Source organism: Lentzea cavernae (assembly GCF_014653695.1).
GTDB lineage: Bacteria > Actinomycetota > Actinomycetes > Mycobacteriales > Pseudonocardiaceae > Lentzea > Lentzea cavernae.
In genome coordinates this window covers 366,674-385,788 of record NZ_BNAR01000006.1, presented here as the reverse complement: position 1 = coordinate 385,788, position 19,115 = coordinate 366,674, and the positions used below count along the sequence as shown (strand labels likewise).

Annotated in this window: 17 protein-coding genes and 1 pseudogene; 14 read left to right on the top strand and 4 right to left on the bottom strand. The window is 69.7% G+C overall.

The window, feature by feature from the left end; genetic code table 11:
• Nucleotide 1 precedes the first annotated feature (1 nt).
• Nucleotides 2–1,996, top strand: a complete 1,995-nt coding sequence (locus tag IE307_RS22105) for an intein-containing Rv2578c family radical SAM protein (RefSeq protein ID WP_229904958.1) — start codon at nucleotides 2–4, stop codon at nucleotides 1,994–1,996.
• Here the strand turns inward: IE307_RS22105 and IE307_RS22100 are convergent.
• The 3 genes from IE307_RS22100 to IE307_RS22090 are packed head-to-tail and all read right to left on the bottom strand — an operon-like array spanning nucleotide 1,983 to nucleotide 3,619.
• Complete coding sequence (locus IE307_RS22100; protein WP_191300517.1) at nucleotides 1,983–2,510, bottom strand: DUF4865 family protein; 528 nt, start codon at nucleotides 2,508–2,510, stop codon at nucleotides 1,983–1,985. The genes IE307_RS22105 and IE307_RS22100 overlap by 14 nt on opposite strands.
• Before the next feature lie 13 nt (nucleotides 2,511–2,523).
• Complete coding sequence (locus tag IE307_RS22095; RefSeq protein WP_229904957.1) at nucleotides 2,524–2,868, bottom strand: nuclear transport factor 2 family protein; 345 nt, start codon at nucleotides 2,866–2,868, stop codon at nucleotides 2,524–2,526.
• Between the two features lie 19 nt (nucleotides 2,869–2,887).
• Nucleotides 2,888–3,619, bottom strand: coding sequence for a putative protein N(5)-glutamine methyltransferase (locus IE307_RS22090; RefSeq protein WP_191300513.1), 732 nt, complete (start codon nucleotides 3,617–3,619; stop codon nucleotides 2,888–2,890).
• A 127-nt stretch (nucleotides 3,620–3,746) separates the two neighbouring features.
• Between IE307_RS22090 and IE307_RS22085 the strand changes: the two genes are divergently transcribed.
• The 8 genes and pseudogenes from IE307_RS22085 to IE307_RS22050 all read left to right on the top strand — a co-directional run bounded on the left by IE307_RS22085 (nucleotide 3,747) and on the right by IE307_RS22050 (nucleotide 12,986).
• Nucleotides 3,747–4,274, top strand: coding sequence for a TetR/AcrR family transcriptional regulator (locus IE307_RS22085; protein WP_229904988.1), 528 nt, complete (start codon nucleotides 3,747–3,749; stop codon nucleotides 4,272–4,274).
• A complete protein-coding gene (locus tag IE307_RS22080) occupies nucleotides 4,271–5,002 on the top strand; it encodes a TIGR03084 family metal-binding protein (RefSeq protein WP_191300509.1) in 732 nt (243 codons plus the stop codon). Before IE307_RS22085 ends, IE307_RS22080 begins: the two co-directional genes overlap by 4 nt.
• Nucleotides 4,999–6,521 (top strand): annotated as a pseudogene (locus tag IE307_RS22075) (acyclic terpene utilization AtuA family protein). The gene IE307_RS22080 and the pseudogene IE307_RS22075 overlap by 4 nt, the downstream one beginning before the upstream one ends.
• On the top strand, nucleotides 6,518–7,630 hold the full coding sequence (locus IE307_RS22070; RefSeq protein WP_191300507.1) for an acyl-CoA dehydrogenase family protein: 1,113 nt from the start codon (nucleotides 6,518–6,520) through the stop codon (nucleotides 7,628–7,630). Before IE307_RS22075 ends, IE307_RS22070 begins: the two are co-directional and overlap by 4 nt.
• The gene (locus tag IE307_RS22065) at nucleotides 7,630–9,180 is read left to right on the top strand and encodes an acyl-CoA carboxylase subunit beta (RefSeq protein ID WP_191300505.1); all 1,551 of its coding nucleotides are present in this window, start codon (nucleotides 7,630–7,632) and stop codon (nucleotides 9,178–9,180) included. Before IE307_RS22070 ends, IE307_RS22065 begins: the two co-directional genes overlap by 1 nt.
• A gap of 5 nt (nucleotides 9,181–9,185) precedes the next feature.
• Complete coding sequence (locus IE307_RS22060) at nucleotides 9,186–11,033, top strand: ATP-binding protein (protein WP_191300503.1); 1,848 nt, start codon at nucleotides 9,186–9,188, stop codon at nucleotides 11,031–11,033.
• Nucleotides 11,030–12,169, top strand: coding sequence for an acyl-CoA dehydrogenase family protein (locus IE307_RS22055; RefSeq protein WP_191300501.1), 1,140 nt, complete (start codon nucleotides 11,030–11,032; stop codon nucleotides 12,167–12,169). Before IE307_RS22060 ends, IE307_RS22055 begins: the two co-directional genes overlap by 4 nt.
• A 13-nt stretch (nucleotides 12,170–12,182) precedes the next feature.
• Entirely contained in the window at nucleotides 12,183–12,986 is an 804-nt protein-coding gene (locus tag IE307_RS22050) for an alpha/beta fold hydrolase (protein WP_191300498.1), read from the top strand.
• On the opposite strand, the gene IE307_RS22045 is transcribed toward IE307_RS22050, so the two are convergent.
• Nucleotides 12,926–13,831: a helix-turn-helix domain-containing protein gene (locus IE307_RS22045; protein WP_191300496.1), complete on the bottom strand. Its 906-nt coding sequence runs from the start codon at nucleotides 13,829–13,831 to the stop codon at nucleotides 12,926–12,928. The genes IE307_RS22050 and IE307_RS22045 overlap by 61 nt on opposite strands.
• A gap of 179 nt (nucleotides 13,832–14,010) precedes the next feature.
• Here IE307_RS22045 and IE307_RS22040 point away from each other — a divergent pair, with 179 nt between their 5' ends.
• From IE307_RS22040 to IE307_RS22020, 5 genes are all read left to right on the top strand, one after another.
• Nucleotides 14,011–15,171 (top strand): S8 family peptidase, encoded by a 1,161-nt coding sequence (locus tag IE307_RS22040; protein ID WP_191300494.1) that lies wholly within the window; start codon nucleotides 14,011–14,013, stop codon nucleotides 15,169–15,171.
• A gap of 81 nt (nucleotides 15,172–15,252) precedes the next feature.
• A complete protein-coding gene (locus tag IE307_RS22035) occupies nucleotides 15,253–16,326 on the top strand; it encodes a S8 family peptidase (protein ID WP_308436386.1) in 1,074 nt (357 codons plus the stop codon).
• A 119-nt stretch (nucleotides 16,327–16,445) separates the two neighbouring features.
• A complete protein-coding gene (locus tag IE307_RS22030) occupies nucleotides 16,446–17,615 on the top strand; it encodes a S8 family peptidase (protein ID WP_191300492.1) in 1,170 nt (389 codons plus the stop codon).
• 62 nt (nucleotides 17,616–17,677) lie between these two features.
• Nucleotides 17,678–18,709 (top strand): hypothetical protein, encoded by a 1,032-nt coding sequence (locus IE307_RS22025; RefSeq protein ID WP_191300490.1) that lies wholly within the window; start codon nucleotides 17,678–17,680, stop codon nucleotides 18,707–18,709.
• Nucleotides 18,706–19,083: a hypothetical protein gene (locus tag IE307_RS22020; protein ID WP_191300488.1), complete on the top strand. Its 378-nt coding sequence runs from the start codon at nucleotides 18,706–18,708 to the stop codon at nucleotides 19,081–19,083. The genes IE307_RS22025 and IE307_RS22020 overlap by 4 nt, the downstream gene beginning before the upstream one ends.
• Nucleotides 19,084–19,115: the final 32 nt, after the last annotated feature.

Genomic DNA, 19,115 nt, shown 5'->3' with positions numbered 1-19,115 from the left:
CATGTGTTCGAATCGAAGTGTGCGATGGGACGGACAGAAACTCGAGGCAGAGCCGCAGCAGGCACTACCGGGGCTACCGGGACTGGTGCGCAGCGTACGAACTCCTGAGTTCGCGGACGTGGTGTTCCACGAGGTCCGCGCCAAATCCGTGCTCAACGGTGTACCGGGTTCGTCGCTGCCGTTCTCGTGGACGGTGAACCCGTATCGCGGTTGTTCACACGCCTGCACCTACTGCCTGGCCGGGGACACGCCGATCCTCATGGGCAACGGTCGCACGAAACCGTTGTCGGAGCTGCGCGAAGGCGACGAGATCTACGGCACCGAGCTCGTCGGCAACTACCGGCGCTACAAGCTCACGACCGTTCTCGCGCACTGGGAGACGCGCAAGGAGGCGTACCGGCTGACGCTGGAGGACGGCACGTCCGTGGTCGCGTCCGGTGACCACCGGTTCCTGACCGACCGAGGCTGGAAGCACGTCACGGGCGAGACGGCGGGCACCGGCCGGCGTCCGCACCTCACGACCGGCAACAAACTCATGGGCACGGGGGCTTTCGTCGAGCAGCCCGCCGTGACCGACGACTACCGCCGCGGGTACCTGCGCGGCATGGTGGACGACGAGACCGAGTTCCACATCCCCCTGGCCGACATCGAGGCCATGGACCGCACTCAGGAGTACCTCGACTACTTCGGAGTGCGAGAAGGGAGGGGATTTCTGCACCAGGTGCGCGAACTAGCGCACTGGCAGATAGCCCCGAACCCCGACTGGCTCAAGGGATTCCTGGCCGGCGCGTTCGACTACCTCGGGACCTGCTCGCGCAGCATCCTGCGGCTCTCGACGCGCAACGCCACCGTTCTGGAAGCGATCTGCCTGGCGCTCAAGCACTTCGACTTCGACTTCGCGATCGAGGAACTGCGCCGCCGTCGTGGCGTGCGGGTCGTGCGGCTGCGCGGCGGGCTGCGGGAGAACCTGCGCTTCTTCCACACCGTCGACCCGGCGATCACCCGCAAGCGCGACATCGACGGCGTGGCCATCAAGTCGCAGCAACCGCTCGGCGTCGTGTCCGTGGAACCGCTGGGGGAGATGACCCTCTACGACATCTCGACCGGCACCGCGGACTTCATCGCGAACGGGGTGGTGTCGCACAACTGCTTCGCCCGCAAGACGCACTCCTACCTGGACCTCGACACCGGCAAGGACTTCGACAACCAGCTCATCGTCAAGGTCAACGCGGGGGAGGTGCTCTCGCGCCAGCTGCGGTCGAACCGCTGGAAGCAGGAGCACGTGGCGCTGGGCACGAACACCGATCCGTACCAGCGGGCGGAGGGGCGGTACGCCTTGATGCCAGGGATCATCGAGGCGTTGACCGCCTCCCGCACGCCCTTCTCGATCCTGACGAAGGGCACGCTGCTGGCACGGGACCTGCCGCTGCTGACCGCGGCCTCCGAGGTGGTGCCGGTCGGGATCGCCGTGTCGCTGGCGCTGATGGACCGGGACCTGCACAAGTCGCTGGAACCGGGCACGCCCACTCCCGCGGCGCGGCTCGACCTGGTCCGGAAGGTGCGCGAGGCGGGGTTGCCGTGCGGGGTGTTCGTGGCGCCGGTGTTACCGGAGCTGACGGATTCCGTGGAGCAGCTGGACTTCCTGCTGGAGCAGATCGCGGCCGCCGGGGCCACGGGTGTCACCGTGCTGCCGCTGCACCTGCGTCCGGGCGCGAAGGAGTGGTTCGCCACCTGGTTGCGGCGCGAGCACCCGGATCTCGTGGAGACCTACCGGTACCTGTACGGCAACCGGTCCTATGTGGACAAGCGGTATCGCGCCCGGCTCGCCGCGCGCGTGGTCCCGTTGATCGAGAAGCACGGCCTGGCACCGCGGGGGCGTTCCACCGACGCCGTCACCGGTGTGCCCGGTGACGACGAAGGCGTGTGGCCCGACGGCAGCCTGCCGGTGGGTGTGCCGGCGCCGCGCGTCGACCAGGAACAGCTCACCCTGCTGTGATCTCCCCGAGCTCCGGCTCGCTCAAGTGGAGGACTTCGTAGGCACCCTCTTCCCCGGGGTGTTCCTCCCACAGTTCGAAGCGCACGACTTCCCACGTGCGCGGATCGACGCCCACGGCCGCCGAGTGCAGGCCGGGCTTCTTCTCCACTCGTGCCTCCGCCACCGCGTCGATCGGGTTCGCCTCGGGTGCGAGCCTGGTGATCTGACGAGTCGCGTACCTCGCCGCCGCCGCGTCGCCCCTGACGAACGCCACGCCCGGCCAGTGCCGCACCACCGGTCTGCCGAAGTCGGCGAGGATCGCCTGGAAACCACCGCCGCGGTACAGGAAGTTCGCCATCCCCGCCGAGGTGTTCCAGACGTAGAACGGCGCGTAGGTCGTGTCGCGGACCAGGTACGCCTTGAACCCCAGGCCTTCGAACCGGTCGAGCGCGTGGCCGCGGGTGCGGACGCGTTCGCGGATGATCTCCATGTCGTAGTTGGACGGAAGCCTGATCTCGTACTGCATTGCGATCATGCTTCCGTTGTACCTAGGCCCAGCCGCCCTGGGCCATCGTCTGGAACTTCCACTCGCCGCCGACCCGCGTGAGCAGGTCGCCGTAGCGCACCGTGATCCCGTTGATCGTGCCGTCCGTGATCACGAAGACCAGGTCGTCGCTGATGAAGTGCGGCGTCCTGGTGGACTCCATCCGCACCTCACCGCCCACCTGGGCGCCCATCTGCTCGAGGAACGTCTCGCGGTCCCACGACGTGGCGGACCCGTCGGTGACCGCGTTGATCGGGAACAGCGCCATGTACGCCATTGCCTCGACGTCACCCGCGACCGCGAGCGCGTCCCACTTCTCGAACCACTGCATGACCTCGTCGTACGCCATACCGTACATTGTACGGAAGTCAGCGCGATCCGACCACCGCAGTCGTGTCCTCGCTGGTCACGAGCTTGGTGGTGAGGCCTGCGGCGGTGAAGGCGGCGAGTGCGGCCGGTGCCTGGCGCTCGCTGGTCTCGCTCAGCAGGTGCCCGCCGGGCCGCAGCCAGGTCACGGCCTGGGCCGCCACGCGGCGCAGCACCTCGAGGCCGTCCGCGCCGCCGTCGAGGGCCACCCGTGCTTCGTGGTCGCGGGCTTCGATGGGCATGAACGCGATGTCGTCGGTCGGCACGTACGGCACGTTGGCGACCACGACGTCGATGCGTCCCCGCAGGTCCGCCGGTAGGGCGTCGAACAGGTCGCCCTCGAACACGTTCGTGAGGTTCTGGCGGGCGCAGGCGACCGCCGCCGGGTCGATGTCGGCGGCGTAGACCGTGGCGGACGGCAGCCGGTGTCGCAGGACCGCGCCCACGGCGCCGGAACCGCAGCACAGATCAACCGCGATTTCAGGCTTCAGGTTGGTGGCGAGGTCCACCAGGAGTTCGGTGCGGTGGCGGGGGACGAAGACGCCCTTGGTGACCACGATCCGGTGTCCGCAGAACATCGCCCACCCGACGACGTGTTCCAGCGGGAGGCCGTCGATCCGTTGCCCGACCAGGTCCTCGAGGTGCTGGGGGCCGGTGGCCGTCTCCTGCAGCAGTGCGGCTTCTTCCTCGGCGAAAACGCAGCCGGCGGCCCGCAGTCTCTCCACGATGCTCATCGAGGCGCGACGGTACTCGGGGCATTTACAAGCAGGCTTGACTGTTTGTTTGTTCGGCGGAAGACTCGGCGGCGTGGAGACGAGGCAGCGCCAGGCCGACCGCAGTCGTGAGACGAAGCGGAAGCTGATGGAGGCGACCGTCGAGTGCCTGGTGGAACGCGGCTGGTCGGGCACCACGACGACCGAGGTGGCGGAGCGGGCCGGGGTGTCGCGCGGCGCGCAGCTGCACCACTTCCGCACGCGCGGTGAGCTGGTGGCGGCGGCCGTGGAGCACGTGGGCGCGGAGAGCGTCGAGGTGCTCAAGCGGCGCGCGGAGATCGCCGAGAAGAGCACGCACGCCGTGGTGGAGCTGATCGCCGACTTCCACGCCAGCGACCTGTTCACCGCGGCCCTGGAGCTGTGGGTGGCCGCGCGCACCGATCCGGAGCTGCGCGAGCAGGTGCTGGAGCTGCAGGCGCGGCTGGGGCGTGAGGTGTACGGGCTGGCGCTGGAGCTGCTCGACGTGGACGACACCCGGCCGGGTGTGAAGGACGCGGTGCAGGCAACCCTTGATCTTGTGCGCGGGCTGGCGCTCGCCAACCAGCTCGCCGATGACACCAAGCGCCGGGCGCACGTCGTGCGTTATTGGGCGCGGATGCTGGAGGAGCAGCTGTGATCACGGAACTGCTGGCCGACCTCGACGCCGAGTCGCGTTCGCTGGACGAGATCGTCGACGGCGCGGACTGGACTGTGCCCACGCCCGCCGAGGGCTGGACGGTCGGGCACCAGATCGGCCATCTCATGTGGACGGACAAGGCGGCGATCCTCGCCATCACCGACCCCGAGGCGTTCCAGGCCCAACCGCTGACCGGCGACATCGTGGACAGGACCGCGGCGGAGGCGGCGGCGCTGCCGGACCTGCTGGAACTGTGGCGCGACAGCCGCAAGGTGTTGCAGGAGCACCTCGCGCGGGCGTCGGGCAAGATCGTCTGGTTCGGGCCGCCGATGAGCCCGGCGTCCATGGCCACCGCGCGGATCATGGAGACCTGGGCGCACGGCCAGGACGTGGCGGACGCGCTCGGCGTGGTGCGGGAGCCGACCGCGCGCATCAAGCACGTCTGCCACATCGGGGTGCGGACGATCGGGTTCGCGTTCCTGCTCAACGGGCTGGCGGCGCCCGAGGCCGAGGTGCGTGTCGAGCTGACCGGGCCGCAGGGCGAGGTGTGGACGTGGGGGCCGCAGGACGCGGAGAACCGCGTTTCGGGGCCGGCGCTGGACTTCGCGTGGCTCGTGACGCAGCGGCGCAACCGCAAGGAGCTCGCGGTCGAGGCGACCGGGCCGGTCGCGGAGGAGTGGCTGCCGATCGCGCAGGCGTTCGCGGGGCCGCCCGGAGGTGGCCGATGATCAGGATCGGCAACGCGTCCGGCTTCTACGGCGACCGGCTGTCCGCCATGCGCGAGCAGTTGGAGGGCGGTCACCTCGACGTCCTGACCGGGGACTACCTCGCCGAGCTGACCATGCTGATCCTCGGCCGCGACCGCATGAAGGACTCCTCGCTGGGGTACGCGAAGACGTTCCTGCGGCAGATGGAGGACTGCCTCGCGCTGGCGCTCGACCAGGGCGTCAAGATCGTGGTCAACGCGGGCGGGCTGAACCCCGAGGGCCTCGCGCGCAAGCTCGGCGCCAAGGTCGGGTACGTCACCGGTGACGACCTCAAGGCGAGGTTCCCAGAAGCCTTGACCGCCAACGCCTACCTCGGCGCGTGGGAGATCGCGGACTGCCTGAACCAAGGTGTGCAGGTCGTCGTGACCGGGCGCGTCACGGACGCGAGCCTCGTGGTCGGGCCCGCCGCGGCGCACTTCGGGTGGGCGCGCGACGACTGGGACCGGCTCGCCGGGGCGACGGTCGCCGGGCACGTGCTGGAGTGCGGGACGCAGGCCACGGGCGGGAACTACTCGTTCTTCACCGAGATCGACGTGACCCGGCCCGGGTTCCCGATCGCGGAGGTCGACGAGGACGGGTCGTGCCTGATCACCAAGCACGACGGCACGGGCGGCGCGGTCACGGTCGACACCGTGACGGCGCAGCTGTTGTACGAGATCGGGGCGCCGGAGTACCTGGGGCCGGACGTGACGACGCACTTCGACACGATCAGGCTCGACGCGCACGAGCGCGGGGTCAGGATCAGCGGGGTGAAGGGTTCGCCGCCGCCGGACACGCTCAAGGTGTGCCTGAACACGTTGGGCGGCTTCAGGAACTCCACCACGTTCGTCCTCACCGGACTCGACGTCGAGGCCAAGGCGGATCTGGTGAGGCGGCAGCTGCACGGCGCCATCGGTGAGGAAGGGCTGACGTGGACGCTGGCTCGCACGGATCGTGCTGACGCCGGCACCGAGGAGCAGGCCAGCGCGTTGCTGCACGTGACGATCAAGACCGCGGATCCGAAGCGGGCCAAGGGGTTCAGCCGGGCGGCGATCGAGCTGGCGCTCGCGAGCTATCCCGGGTTCCACGTGACGGCGCCGCCCGGCGACGGGACGCCGTTCGGCGTCTACAGGGCGGCGTACGTGAACCGTGACGAGGTCAGCGCGAAGGCGGTGTTGCTGTGAAGCGGCCGTTGGGGACCATCGCCGGTGCGCGCAGCGGTGACAAGGGCGGGGACGCGAACCTCGGTGTGTGGGTTCGTTCGGACGAGGCCTACGAGTGGCTCAACGGCTTTCTCACGGTGGAGAAGCTCAAGGAGCTGCTGCCGGAGGCCCAGGACGTCAGCCGGTACGAGCTGCCGAACCTCAGGGCGCTCAACTTCGTGCTGCACGGCCTGCTCGGCGACGGGGTGGCGAGCAGCACGCGGTTCGACCCGCAGGCCAAGGCGCTCGGCGAGTGGTTGCGCGGAAGGGTTGTCGAGATCCCCGAGGAGCTCCTGTGATCACGAAGGACCTGTACGAGCGCAAGGAGCTCAGGGAGCTCGTCCGCGACTTCACGCGCAAGGAGATCGCGCCGCACATCGACCAGTGGGAACGCGACGGCGAGGTCCCGCGCGAGCTGCACGAGAAGGCCGCGGAGCTCGACCTGCTCGGCATCGGGTTCGAGCACGGCGACCTGCTCGACACGGTCGCGCTGACCGAGGAGATCATCCAGAACGGCGGGTCCTCGGGCCTGATGGCGGCGTTGTTCACGCTCGGCATCGCGATCCCGCACATCTGGCAGTCGGGGAACGAGGATCTGATCGAGCGGTTCGCGAAGCCCGCCATTCGAGGCGAGAAGATCGGCAGCCTCGCCGTCACCGAACCCGGTGCCGGCTCCGACGTGGCGGCGATCAGGACCACGGCGGTCAGGGACGGCGACCACTACGTCGTCAACGGTGAGAAGACGTTCATCACCTCGGGCTGCCGCGCCGACTTCGTGACGACCGCCGTGCGGACCGGGGACAAGGGCTACCAGGGCATCTCGCTGCTGGTGGTCGAGGACGGGTTCACCCGGCGCAAGCTCGACAAGATGGGCTGGCACTGCAGCGACACCGCCGAGCTGCACTTCGACGACGTGCGCGTGCCCGCGAAGAACCTGGTGGGCGAGGAGAACCAGGGCTTCGTGCTGATCATGCAGCAGTTCCAGGTCGAGCGGATCACCATGGCGGTCGAGGCCTACGCCACGGCGCAACGGGCGCTGGACCTGACCGTCGAGTGGGTGCGGGGCCGGGAGACCTTCGGCAAGCCACTGATCAAGCGCCAGGTGGTCAGCCACAAGCTCGCCGCGATGGCGCAGAAGATCGACCTGGCGCGGACCTACACGCGGGAGGTCGCCGCGCGGATCCAGCGCGGCGAGGACTGCGTCACCGAGGTCTGCTTCGCCAAGAACGCGGCGGTGCAGGCGTGCGACGAGGTGGTCGACGCGGCCGTGCAGCTGCACGGGGGCATGGGGTACATGCGCGAGTCCGAAGTGGAGCGCCACTACCGGGACGCCCGCATCCTCGGCATCGGGGGCGGGGCGAGTGAAGTGATGACCGAGCTCGCGGCACGACGATTGGGGTTCGCCTGATGGGCAACAGGGAGGCGCTGCTCGCGAAGATCGCGGGCCTGGACGCCGAGCACGCCAAGGCGCTGGCGGGTGGTGGGCCGAAGTACGTCGAGCGGCACCACAAGCGCGGCAAGCTCCTCGCGCGGGAACGGGTCGAGCTGCTGATCGACGAGGACAGCCCGTTCCTCGAGCTGTCGCCTCTGGCCGCCTGGGGCACCGACTTCCCGGTCGGCGCGTCGTGCGTCACGGGCATCGGGCGGGTCGAGGGCGTCGAGTGCGTGATCGTCGCGAACGACCCGACGGTGCGCGGTGGTTCGTCGAACCCGTACACGCTGCGCAAGTCGTTGCGGGCCAACGACATCGCGTTGCAGAACCGGCTGCCGCTGATCAGCCTGGTCGAGTCGGGCGGCGCGGACCTGCCGACGCAGAGCGAGATCTTCATCCCCGGCGGCCGGGCGTTCCGCGATCTGACCCGGCTGTCGGCAGCGGGCATTCCCACGGTCACGGCGGTGTTCGGCAACGCGACGGCCGGTGGCGCGTACGTGCCGGGCATGTCCGACTACGTGATCATGGTCAAGGACCGCTCCAAGGTGTTCCTGGGCGGGCCGCCGCTGGTCAAGATGGCGACCGGTGAGGACGCCGACGACGAGTCGCTGGGCGGCGCGACGATGCACGGCGCCACGTCCGGGCTCGCGGACTTCGTGGCCGAGGACGAGACCGACGCGATCAGGCTGGCCCGCCGGGTCGTCGCGCGGCTGAACTGGCGCAAGCTCGGGCCGGAGCCGGCCGCCGTCGAGGAACCGCTGTTCGACGCCGAGAGCATCCTCGACGTCGTCTCCGAGGACCAGCGCGTGCCGTTCGACCCGCGCGACGTCATCGCGCGACTCGTCGACGGGTCGCACTTCGACGAGTTCAAGCCGTTGTACGGCAACAGCCTCGTCACCGGCTGGGCGCGCGTCCACGGCTACCCGGTGGGCATCCTCGCCAACGCGCGAGGCGTGCTGTTCAGCGAGGAGTCGCAGAAGGCCACGCAGTTCATCCAGCTCGCGAACCAGAGCGACACGCCCCTGGTGTTCCTGCAGAACACCACCGGGTACATGGTCGGCGCGCAGTACGAGCAGGGCGGCATCGTCAAGCACGGCTCGATGATGATCAACGCCGTGTCGAACAGCCGCGTGCCGCACCTGACGATCACCATGGGCGCGTCGTACGGCGCCGGCAACTACGGCATGTGCGGCAGGGCCTACGACCCACGCTTCCTCTTCACCTGGCCCAACGCCAAGTCGGCCGTGATGGGTCCGGCGCAGCTCGCCGGCGTGCTCTCGATCGTCGGGCGGCAGGCCGCGATGGCCAAGGGTCAGGAGTACAACGAGGAGCACGACGCCGCCATGCGCAAGATGGTGGAGGCGCAGATCGAGGAGCAGTCGCTCGCGCCGTTCCTGTCCGGGAAGCTCTACGACGACGGCGTGATCGACCCGCGCGACACCAGGACCGTGCTCGCCCTCTGCCTCTCCGCTGTCCACAGCGGACCGATCAAGGGCGCCGACGGCTTCGGCGTCTTCCGGATGTGAGCGCCATGATCAGGACGTTGTTGATCGCCAACCGCGGGGAGATCGCCCGCCGGATCATCCGCACCTGCCAGGCCGTCGGGATCCGCACGGTCGCGGTGTTCTCCGACCCGGACGCCGATTCGCCGCACGTCCGCGAGGCCGACTTCGCGGTCCGGCTGCCGGGCGCGTCGCCGTCCGAGACCTACCTGCGGGCCGACCTGCTCGTCGAGGCGGCGGTCAAGGCGGGCGCGGACGCCGTCCACCCCGGTTACGGGTTCCTCAGCGAGAACGCCGATTTCGCGCGGAAGGTGCAGGCCGCCGGGCTGACCTGGGTCGGCCCCGAGCCCGACTCGATCGAGGCGATGGGCTCCAAGGTCGCCGCGAAGAAGCGGATGGCCGCGGCGGGTGTGCCGACGTTGCCCGAGCTCGACCCGGAGACCGTCACCGACTTCCCGGTGCTGATCAAGGCCTCGGCCGGTGGTGGTGGCCGGGGCATGCGCATCGTGCGCGAGAAGGCCGGGTTCGCCGACGCGCTGGCCAGTGCGCGGCGGGAGGCCGAGTCGGCGTTCGGTGATCCCACGGTGTTCTGCGAGCCGTTGCTGGAGCAGGCGCGGCACGTCGAGGTGCAGATCCTCGCCGACGCGCACGGCACGGTGTGGGCGCTCGGCGAACGCGAGTGCTCGATCCAGCGGCGGCACCAGAAGATCGTGGAGGAGTCGCCCAGCCCGGCGGTGGGCGACGACGTGCGTCAGCGCCTGTTCGCCGCGGCGACGGCGGCGGCCGAGTCGATCGGGTACGTCGGCGCGGGCACCGTCGAGTTCATGCTGAAGGGCGAGGACTTCCACTTCCTGGAGGTCAACACGCGCCTGCAGGTCGAGCACCCGGTCACGGAACTCGTCCACGGCGTCGACCTCGTCGAGTGGCAGCTGCGGATTGCGGAGGGCGCCCGGCTTCCGGTCGAGGTGCCGCAGCCGCGGGGGCACGCGATCGAGGTGCGGCTGTACGCCGAGGATCCGGCGCACGACTGGCGGCCGGCGAGCGGCACGCTGCACCGGTTCCAGGTGCACGGCGACGTCCGGCTCGACAGCGGTGTCGAGGACGGTTCGGTGGTCTCGGTGCACTACGACCCGATGCTGGCCAAGGTGATCGCGTACGCGCCGACCCGTCGTGCGGCCGCCCGCAAGCTCGCGACGGCGTTGGAGAGCGCCCAGATCCACGGTCTGGTCACGAACCGCGCGTTGCTCGTGGACGTGCTCGGCAACGAGGCGTTCCTCAACGGCGACACGCACACCGGGTTCCTCACCGAGCACGACCTCACCCGGACCGTTGACCCGCAACCGTTTGCGCGCGCGGCGGCGCTGGCTCAGGCCGCGACTCGCAGGATCGGGACGCTGCCGCTCGGCTGGCGCAACGTGCGGTCGCAGCGGCCGAGGGCGAAGTTCCTGTTCGGTGAGGAGCTGATCGAGGTCGAGTACGACCCGGCACAGGCCACCGCGGACACCGTGGTGCTCGACCTGGACGGCGTGCGCGTTCCGTTCCACGTCGCCCGGTACGGGGACCGGGTCGAGGTCGACTCGCCCCGCGGGTCGGTCAGCCTCACCGTCGTGCCGCGCTTCCCCGAGCCGGAGACGAAGCTGGCGCCGGGCGCGACCACCGCCCCGATGCCCGGCACGGTCGTCCGGGTCTCCGTGCGGCAGGGCGACGTGGTCGAGGCCGGTGCCGAACTGCTGGTGCTGGAGGCGATGAAGATGGAACACAGGGTGCTCGCGACGAACGCGGGCGCCGTCACCGAACTTCTCGTGGAACTGACCCAGCAGGTCAATGCCGGAGATGTCCTGGCCGTGGTGGCCGAAACGAATGGAGATCGATCGTGAGCTTCGTCGAGTCCGAAGAGCGGATCGCGCTGCGCAAGGCCGTCTCCGAGTTCGGTGCGAAGTACGGGCAGGACTACTTCCTCGCCAAGGCGAGGGCGGGGGAGAAGACCACCGAGCTGTGGGAGGAGGCCGGCAAGCTCGGTTACCTCGGCGTGGCCGTGCCGGAGGAGTACGGCGGCGGTGGTGGCGGCATCGGCGACCTCGCGGCGGTGTGCGAGGAGCTGGCGGCGGCGGGATGTCCGTTGCTGCTCATGGTGGTGTCGCCCGCGATCTGCGCCACGGTGATCGCCCGGTTCGGCACGGACGAGCAGAAGTCCAAGTGGCTGCCCGGTTTCGCGGACGGCACGCTGAAGATGGCGTTCGCGATCACCGAGCCGGACGCGGGGTCGAACTCGCACAAGCTCAGGACGAGCGTGCGCCGTGACGGTGACGACTGGATCCTCAAGGGCGGCAAGACCTACATCTCCGGCGTGGACGAGGTCGACGCCGTGCTCGTGGTCGCGATCCAGAAGACCGGGCCGGTGCTCGTGGTCCTCCCGACGAACGCCGAGGGCTTCACCTGGCAGGAGATCGAGATGGACCTCTCCCTGCCGGAGAAGCAGTTCACACTGTTCTTCGACGACGTCCGGCTGCCGTCCGACGCCGTCGTGGGCTCGCCGGACCAGGGACTGCAGCAGGTCTTCGCCGGGCTCAACCCCGAACGGATCATGGGCGCCAGCATGGGCACCGGGTCGGCGCGCCTGGCCATCGCCAAGGCCGTCGCGTACGCGCAGCAGCGCACGGTCTGGGACACCCCGATCGGCGCGCACCAGGGGCTCGCGCACCCGTTGGCGAAGATCCACGTCGAGGTCGAGCTCGCCCGGCTGATGACGCAGAAGGCGGCCGCGCTCTACGACTCCGGCCGCGACAAGGAGGCGGGGGAGGCCGCGAACATGGCCAAGTACGCGGCGGGGGAGGCCATCGCGGCGGCCGTCGACCAGGCGATCCAGATCCACGGCGGCAACGGCCTGAGCCGCGAGTACGGCCTCGCGTCGATGCTCGCGTCGTCCCGTCTCTCCCGCATCGCGCCCGTGTCGCGCGAGATGGTGCTCAACTTCGTCGCGCAAAACTCGCTGAAGTTGCCCCGCTCCTACTGACACACTGCGCGGCATGGGGACTTTCCAGAACGCTGACGGCGTCGGCCTCGCCTACCACGGCGAGGCCGGCGATCCGTTGATCTGCCTGCCCGGCGGGCCGATGCAGGCCTCGTCGTACCTGGGCAGACTGCCGCTGAACGACGTCGTCCGGCTCGACCTGCGGGGCACCGGCGAGTCGGAGGAGACCGGCCACTACCGCGTCGACCGCCAGGTCCACGACGTGGAGGCGCTGCGGCGCCACCTCGGGCTCGACCGGATCAGGCTGCTCGGCCACTCCGCCGGCGGCACGCTCGCCGTCCTCTACGCCGCGCGTTTTCCCGAGCGCGTCAAGGAACTCGTGCTCGTCGCACCGAGTCCGCGGGTGGTCGGCATCGACGTCACCGACGACGACCGCCGCGAGGTCGCGCTGGGGCGCGCCGGTGAGCCCTGGTACGCCGAGGCGATCAAGGGGTTCGAGGAGATCTGGGCGGGCAGGGTGACGCCCGAGGCGTTCGCGAAGATCAGCCCGTTCTTCCACGGCCGGTGGGACGACGCGGCGCGGGCGCTCGACGACCACCCGCGCAACCCGCGGGCGGCCAGGGAGTTCTACGCCGACGGTGCGTTCGACCCGGCGCGAGTGCGCGAGAAGCTCCAGAACCTCGACGTGCCAACGCTTCTGGTCGCGGGCGAGCACGACGTCTCGCTACCGCCTTCTCGCGCGCAGGAGTTCGCGGAGCTGTTCCCGCGCGCGACCCTGGTCGTGCAGCCCGGTGCCGGTCACTTCCCCTGGGTGGACGACCCCGGGGCGTTCGCGGCGACGGTCCAGCGCATGCCGTAGACGCCGGGACCGAAGTCGAGCGCGGCGGCGTGCGCGTAACCCCCGTCGTCCACGGGGGCGGGGCGGGCGCCGCCGGACGTTTCCGCTCCGGCGGGACCGGACTCGAACTGCTCACAGGAAGCGGGTGAGGACCCGGCGGGGAATTTGACCTCGAGCACGTAGTCGTGGACGCGGTCGCCGAACCGCCGGAAATGCGTGTGCTCCGCAGTCGGATGTGGATAGATCAATTCGTACTCGATCGCGATCGACTCCCCGGCGGAGATCGGTTCGTCGAACAACATCTCCGCGACGAGCACGCCGTTCGTGCGTTCCCTGGCGATCCGGCCGACCCGGCAGGAACGGACGGCCGTGACCGCGGGCTGCGTGGAACCCGTTTCCTGGCAGAGGATCCAGCGGTCCACGTCGGCGGAGCTCGCCTGCAGGACCTGCCGCGACCGGACACCGCGCACACCGCCGCAGGGCGCGACGTCGACCCTGTCGTGCTGGGCGGTCACCACGAGGCCCGAACCGTCCCACGGCGACCGTGCCGACTGCTCCCGTCTGCGGGAACGACCGCGCGGCCTGGGCGGGCCCAGCAGGCGGCTCAGGGCGGTCTCCGGCAGTCCGAGCACGTTCTCCAGCTGCGCGAGCGCCATCAGCGACTCGGGGCGTTCGGGTCTGCGCCGTCCCGACTGCCAGTAGCTCAACGCCGTCACGCTGATCGGCGCGCCCCGCACCTTCAGCCGGTGCTGCAGCCGTTCCAGGCTCAGTCCCCGCACCTGGATCGCGACCCGCAACGCGTCCGCGAACGGGCCCGTCACGAGAAGGTCGGCGAGCTCCTCACGCGGTGGGTAAATCGTGAGCATCACTCCTCCGTTTCACGGAGTCAAGATCGGAAGGCTATCGGCAGCAAAGGGAACGCGGTACAGCCGATCGGCGGTTTTGTCCGGGTTGCAAACTCGGCAGGTTCAGATCTCGGGACTATTACGCCGCCAATAGTCCGAGTGGGTTCCCGCAGCATCCCTGCTACGAACAGGACTGCACAATGCGCAAGACAGCGACTCTGCTGGGCTCCGCGATCATGATCGCCGCCTTCGCGGCGCCCGCCACGGCGGCAGTGGGCGAGATCCGCGTTTCACCGGGTGAGAACATCTCCGGCAGCTTCATCGTGAAGCTCAAGGACAACGCGGTCACCGCGAGCGCGCAGACCCTCGGTTCCCGGTTCGGCGGCCAGGTCGGCCACGTCTACAGCTCCGTGTTCCAGGGCTTCTCGGTGAAGATGAGCGACGCGCAGGCGCGCAGACTCGCCGCCGACCCCTCGGTCGAGTACGTGGAACGCGACCAGGTCGTCAGCATCCAGGCCACCCAGGTCAACCCGCCGTCGTGGGGCCTCGACCGGATCGACCAGCGCAACCTGCCGCTCGACCAGCGCTACACCTACAACAGCACCGGTTCCGGAGTGAACGCCTACATCATCGACACCGGTGTCCGGATCTCGCACCGCGACTTCGGCGGCCGTGCGAGCAACGGTCGTGACCTCGTCGACAACGACGCCGTCGCGCAGGACGGCAACGGCCACGGCACGCACGTCGCCGGCACCGTCGCGGGAACGCTGCACGGTGTCGCGAAGCAGGCCAACATCATCGCCGTCCGCGTGCTGAACAACTCCGGCTCCGGCACCATCGCCGGTGTCGTCGCGGGCGTGGACTGGGTGGCGAACAACCACGTCAAGCCCGCTGTCGCCAACATGTCCCTGGGCGGTGGCGCCAACACCTCGCTCGACAACGCCGTGCAGGGCGCCATCACGCGCGGCGTGACGTTCGCCGTCGCGGCGGGCAACTCCAACGCCAACGCCTCGGGCTTCTCACCGGCGCGCGTGGCGGCGGCGCTGACCGTCGGCTCGACCGAGCGCACCGACGCGCGGTCGTCGTTCTCCAACTACGGCGCCGGAGTCGACGTGTTCGCGCCCGGTGGTGGCATCACGTCCACGTGGAACACCAGCGACACGGCCACGAACACCATCTCCGGCACCTCGATGGCGTCGCCGCACGTCGCCGGCGTGGTGGCCCGCTACCTGCAGGGCAACCGGAACGTGACGCCCGCCCAGGTGGCGACCGCGATCACCTCCAACGCCACCAACGGCAAGGTGACCAACCCCGGTCCGAGCACGACCACGAGGCTCCTCTACTGGGCGCCGACCAGCTGATCCCCGCTCCGAGATGTGCGGCCCCGGCTCTGCTCCGCGAGCCGGGGCCGTTTTCCCTGCAAAGCGAAAGGAAATCTGCCTGTGAGAGCCCTGCTGGCAGTCGCCGCACTGGGTGCGGCGGTCGTGGTCGCCCCGGCGTCCGCGGCCACGTCGTCCTACATCGTGGTGATGCGTGACGGAACCGTGTCGTCGTTCAGCGGCACGGTCGAGCACACGTATTCCAGTGTCTTCAACGGTTTCAGCGCCCGCCTGACCGCGAAGCAGGTCCGTGCGCTGAAGGCCGACCCGAACGTGTCCTCAGTGGAGCGTGACGGGATCGTGCACGCCAACGGCGTCCAGCTCAACCCGCCGTGGGGACTGGACCGCATCGACCAGCGCGCGTTGCCGCTGGACCAGCGCTACGAGTACGCGACCACGGGACGCGGCGTGAACATCTACGTGATCGACACCGGTCTTCGCGTGACGCACGCGGACTTCGGCGGCCGTGCGCGCAACGGGTGGGACACCGTCGACAACGACGCGATCGCCCAGGACGACAACGGTCACGGCACGCACGTCGCCGGGATCGCGGCGGGCACCAAGTACGGCGTCGCCAAGCACGCCACCGTGTGGGGCGTGCGGGTGCTGAACGGTTCGGGTTCCGGCACGATCTCCGGTGTCATCGCGGGCGTCGACTGGGTGACGCGCAACGCCGTGAAGCCCGCGGTGGCCAACATGTCGTTGGGCGGCGGCGCTTCCGCGGCTCTGGACACGGCCGTGAAGAAGTCGATCGACTCCGGTGTCTCGTACGCGGTCGCGGCGGGAGGCAGCAACACCGATCCCGGGAACTCGTCGCCACAACGGGTTTCGCAGGCGATCTGCGTGGGAGCGTTGACGCAGAACGACACCAAGGCGTCGTCGTCGAACTACGGGCCGCTGGTGGACATCTGGGCCGCCGGCGTGAGCATTCCCTCTGCCTGGAACACGTCCGACACGGCGACCAACACGCTGAGCGGTTCGTCGATGGCCGCACCGCACGCGGCCGGTGTCGCGGCACGGTTCCTGGAGCGCAACCGCACCGCCACGCCCGCGCAGGTCGAGAGCGCGCTGGCTACCACGGGCACTCCGGGCACGCCACCCGTCACTCGTATCCTCCACTGGCCGCCATCTCTGTGAAAGGTGAATTGTCCGGCAATGCAAGGGCGTCTTATTCCGTGGACGCCCTTGGCAGGAACCGGATCTCTCCATAACGTCGAAAGCGCTTCGTTCCCCTGCAAAGAACGGAAAGCGACATCATGACGCGAAAGATCCGGTTCCTGGCCGGTGCCGGCGCGGCGACTCTCGCCATGTCGGTTCTGATGGTTCCCAACGCCTCCGCCGCCGAAGGAGAGGTCCTCTCCCTCGGTTCTCCCGAGAAGATCTCCGGCAGCTTCATCGTGAAGCTCAAGGAGGGCAAGACGAACGGGCACGCCCTCGCTTCCCGTTTCGGCGGCACCGTCGAGCGCGAGTACAAGACCTTCGGCGGCTTCAACGTGAAGCTGTCGGAGAAGCAGGCCAAGCGCCTCGCCGCCGACCCGTCGGTCGAGTTCGTGGAGGCCGACCAGGTCGTCCGCACGCAGGCCACGCAGACGAACCCGCCGTCGTGGGGGCTCGACCGCATCGACCAGCGCAACCTGCCGCTCAACAGCTCCTACAGCTACACCTCCACCGGTTCCGGTGTGACGGCGTACGTCATCGACACCGGCGTCCGCATCAGCCACTCGACGTTCGGGGGCCGCGCCTCGAACGGCCGTGACTTCGTGGACAACGACAACGTCGCGCAGGACGGCAACGGCCACGGCACGCACGTCGCCGGCACCATCGCGGGCTCGCAGTACGGCGTCGCGAAGGCCGCTCGCATCGTCGCCGTCCGCGTGCTCGACAACAACGGCTCCGGCACCCTCGCGGGCGTCGCGGCGGGCATCGACTGGGTGGGCGCCAACGCCGCCAAGCCGGCCGTCGCGAACCTCTCGCTCGGTGGTGGCGCCAACGCCACCCTCGACACCGCCGTCCGCAACGCCGTCGCCAAGGGCGTGACCTTCGCGGTCGCGGCCGGCAACTCGAACGCCAACGCGTCCGGCTTCTCGCCGGCCCGCGTGACCGAGGCGATCACCGTCGGCTCCACCGACCGCAACGACGCCCGTTCCTCGTTCTCGAACTACGGCGCCGTGCTCGACATCTTCGCCCCGGGCCGCGACATCACGTCGTCCTGGAGCACCTCCGACACCGCCACCAGCACCATCTCCGGCACGTCGATGGCCACCCCGCACGTCGCGGGCGCCGCGGCTCGCTACCTCTCGACGAACACCGGCGCGACGCCGGCCCAGGTCGCCTCGTACCTGATCGGCCAGTCCACGCCGTCCAAGGTGACGAACCCGGGCTCCGGCTCGCCGAACCGCCTGCTGTACCTCGCGCCGACCGCGTGAGCTAGCACTCCCCGAGAAGGCCGCGACCCGTGAGGTCGCGGCCTTTTCCTATTGTTGGATCCATGGTGGACGGCCTGAAGAAGATCGACTGGTACCGGTTGCGCGGTCACGACGGGTACGCCGACGAGATTCCCGGGCTGCTCAGGCAGGCGCGGACGTCCGTCGAGCCGCACGAGGGGCTGGTGCGGCACCTGACCGGTGACGAGACCGAGGTCAGCGAGGCGACCGCGGCGGCGTGGCCGTTCCTGCTGGACCTGGTCGCCCACGACAACACCCCCAGCCGCGAGTGGCTGCTCGAGAACCTGTGCGGCGCGATCGCGGTCGCCGGGGGCAGCGGCTCCGACGGTGTGCACCCGAGCTGGCCGCCCGCCTGGGAGGCCTCGAAACCGGCGTTGCTCGCCCTGCTCGGCCACGGCTCAGCGGCGGTGCGGCGGGGCGTGTTGTTCGTGCTGGGGAAGGGGCTCGGGGACAGTGCGCCCGTGCTGCCCGCCCTGTCCGCGCGGTGGGAGGAGGAGATCGACCCGGCCACGCGGTTGTGCGTCGTGATCGTCGCCACGGAGTTCGCCGGGCGGGGTGACGAGGCGGCGGCCTCGTGGTTGCGGGAGCTGGCGGTCCCCGACGACGAACCGCTCGCGCGGATGCTCGTGTCGGCGGCGACGCGGCCCGACGCCGACGTGATCCTGCGCGCGCTGACCGGGGACCTGGAGCTGTTCCTGGCCACCGGGTCGTTCGAGATGGGCTACGACGAGGTGCTGGAGCACGTGCTCTGGCTGGTGGGGCCCAAGGACTTCGACGGCATGGACCTGGTGCTGGCACTGGTGGACGTGCTGCCGTGGCGGACGGAGGCGCTCGACTACCTGCGCCGTCTCTTCGAGCGCGACACCACCGACGTGGGCCTGGTCGTGCCGTTCGTGCCGGTGTGGGTGGCGGACCCGGACGTGCGGCTGCGGGCGTTCGCGGTGTGGCTGGTGGGGGCCGCGCGAGCACGGGAGTACCGGGACCTCGTCGCCGAGAGGGTGCACGACCACGCCGTGACGTCGCTGGGGCAGAAGATCTCGACCCTGGCCACCTCCGTGCTGCTGGACCTGGGATGAGCTTGGAAGGCTTGGACGACATCGCGTGGCACGCGGTCGACCACGCCTACGGCCCCGCGCTGGACACGCCCGGTCACGTGCGGGCGCTGTTGTCCGACGACCCCGAGGTGGTCGCGCGGGCCATCACCGACCTGGACCGCACGGTGCACGAGGAGGGCGGGTTCGTGTGCGGGGCCGCCACGGCGGTGCTGCCGTTCCTCGTCGAGGTGCTGCCGTCGCTCGCGCCTCAGCCGAGGGAGCGGTTGCTGGAGTTGCTCCACCGGATCGCGCGGTGGGGCGATGCCGAACAGGTCGACCCCGGTTGGCACGACGCCTGGGCGAAGGCGAAACCGGTGCTGGGGAGATCATCTCCGCGGCCGGAAAGCCCTGCTTGAAATTCTGTCGGTGGGTCCGGCTAGCCTTGACG

Coding starts and splice junctions, on each gene's coding strand:
- IE307_RS22090 (WP_191300513.1), bottom strand. CDS start 3,619: ATGAGCATCGTGGAGAGACTGCGGGCCGCCGGCTGCGTTTTCGCCGAG.
- IE307_RS22100 (WP_191300517.1), bottom strand. CDS start 2,510: ATGATCGCAATGCAGTACGAGATCAGGCTTCCGTCCAACTACGACATG.
- IE307_RS22020 (WP_191300488.1), top strand. CDS start 18,706: ATGAGCTTGGAAGGCTTGGACGACATCGCGTGGCACGCGGTCGACCAC.
- IE307_RS22065 (WP_191300505.1), top strand. CDS start 7,630: ATGGGCAACAGGGAGGCGCTGCTCGCGAAGATCGCGGGCCTGGACGCC.
- IE307_RS22050 (WP_191300498.1), top strand. CDS start 12,183: ATGGGGACTTTCCAGAACGCTGACGGCGTCGGCCTCGCCTACCACGGC.
- IE307_RS22030 (WP_191300492.1), top strand. CDS start 16,446: ATGACGCGAAAGATCCGGTTCCTGGCCGGTGCCGGCGCGGCGACTCTC.
- IE307_RS22105 (WP_229904958.1), top strand. CDS start 2: ATGTGTTCGAATCGAAGTGTGCGATGGGACGGACAGAAACTCGAGGCA.
- IE307_RS22085 (WP_229904988.1), top strand. CDS start 3,747: ATGGAGGCGACCGTCGAGTGCCTGGTGGAACGCGGCTGGTCGGGCACC.
- IE307_RS22060 (WP_191300503.1), top strand. CDS start 9,186: ATGATCAGGACGTTGTTGATCGCCAACCGCGGGGAGATCGCCCGCCGG.
- IE307_RS22095 (WP_229904957.1), bottom strand. CDS start 2,868: ATGGCGTACGACGAGGTCATGCAGTGGTTCGAGAAGTGGGACGCGCTC.
- IE307_RS22045 (WP_191300496.1), bottom strand. CDS start 13,831: ATGCTCACGATTTACCCACCGCGTGAGGAGCTCGCCGACCTTCTCGTG.
- IE307_RS22040 (WP_191300494.1), top strand. CDS start 14,011: ATGCGCAAGACAGCGACTCTGCTGGGCTCCGCGATCATGATCGCCGCC.
- IE307_RS22025 (WP_191300490.1), top strand. CDS start 17,678: ATGGTGGACGGCCTGAAGAAGATCGACTGGTACCGGTTGCGCGGTCAC.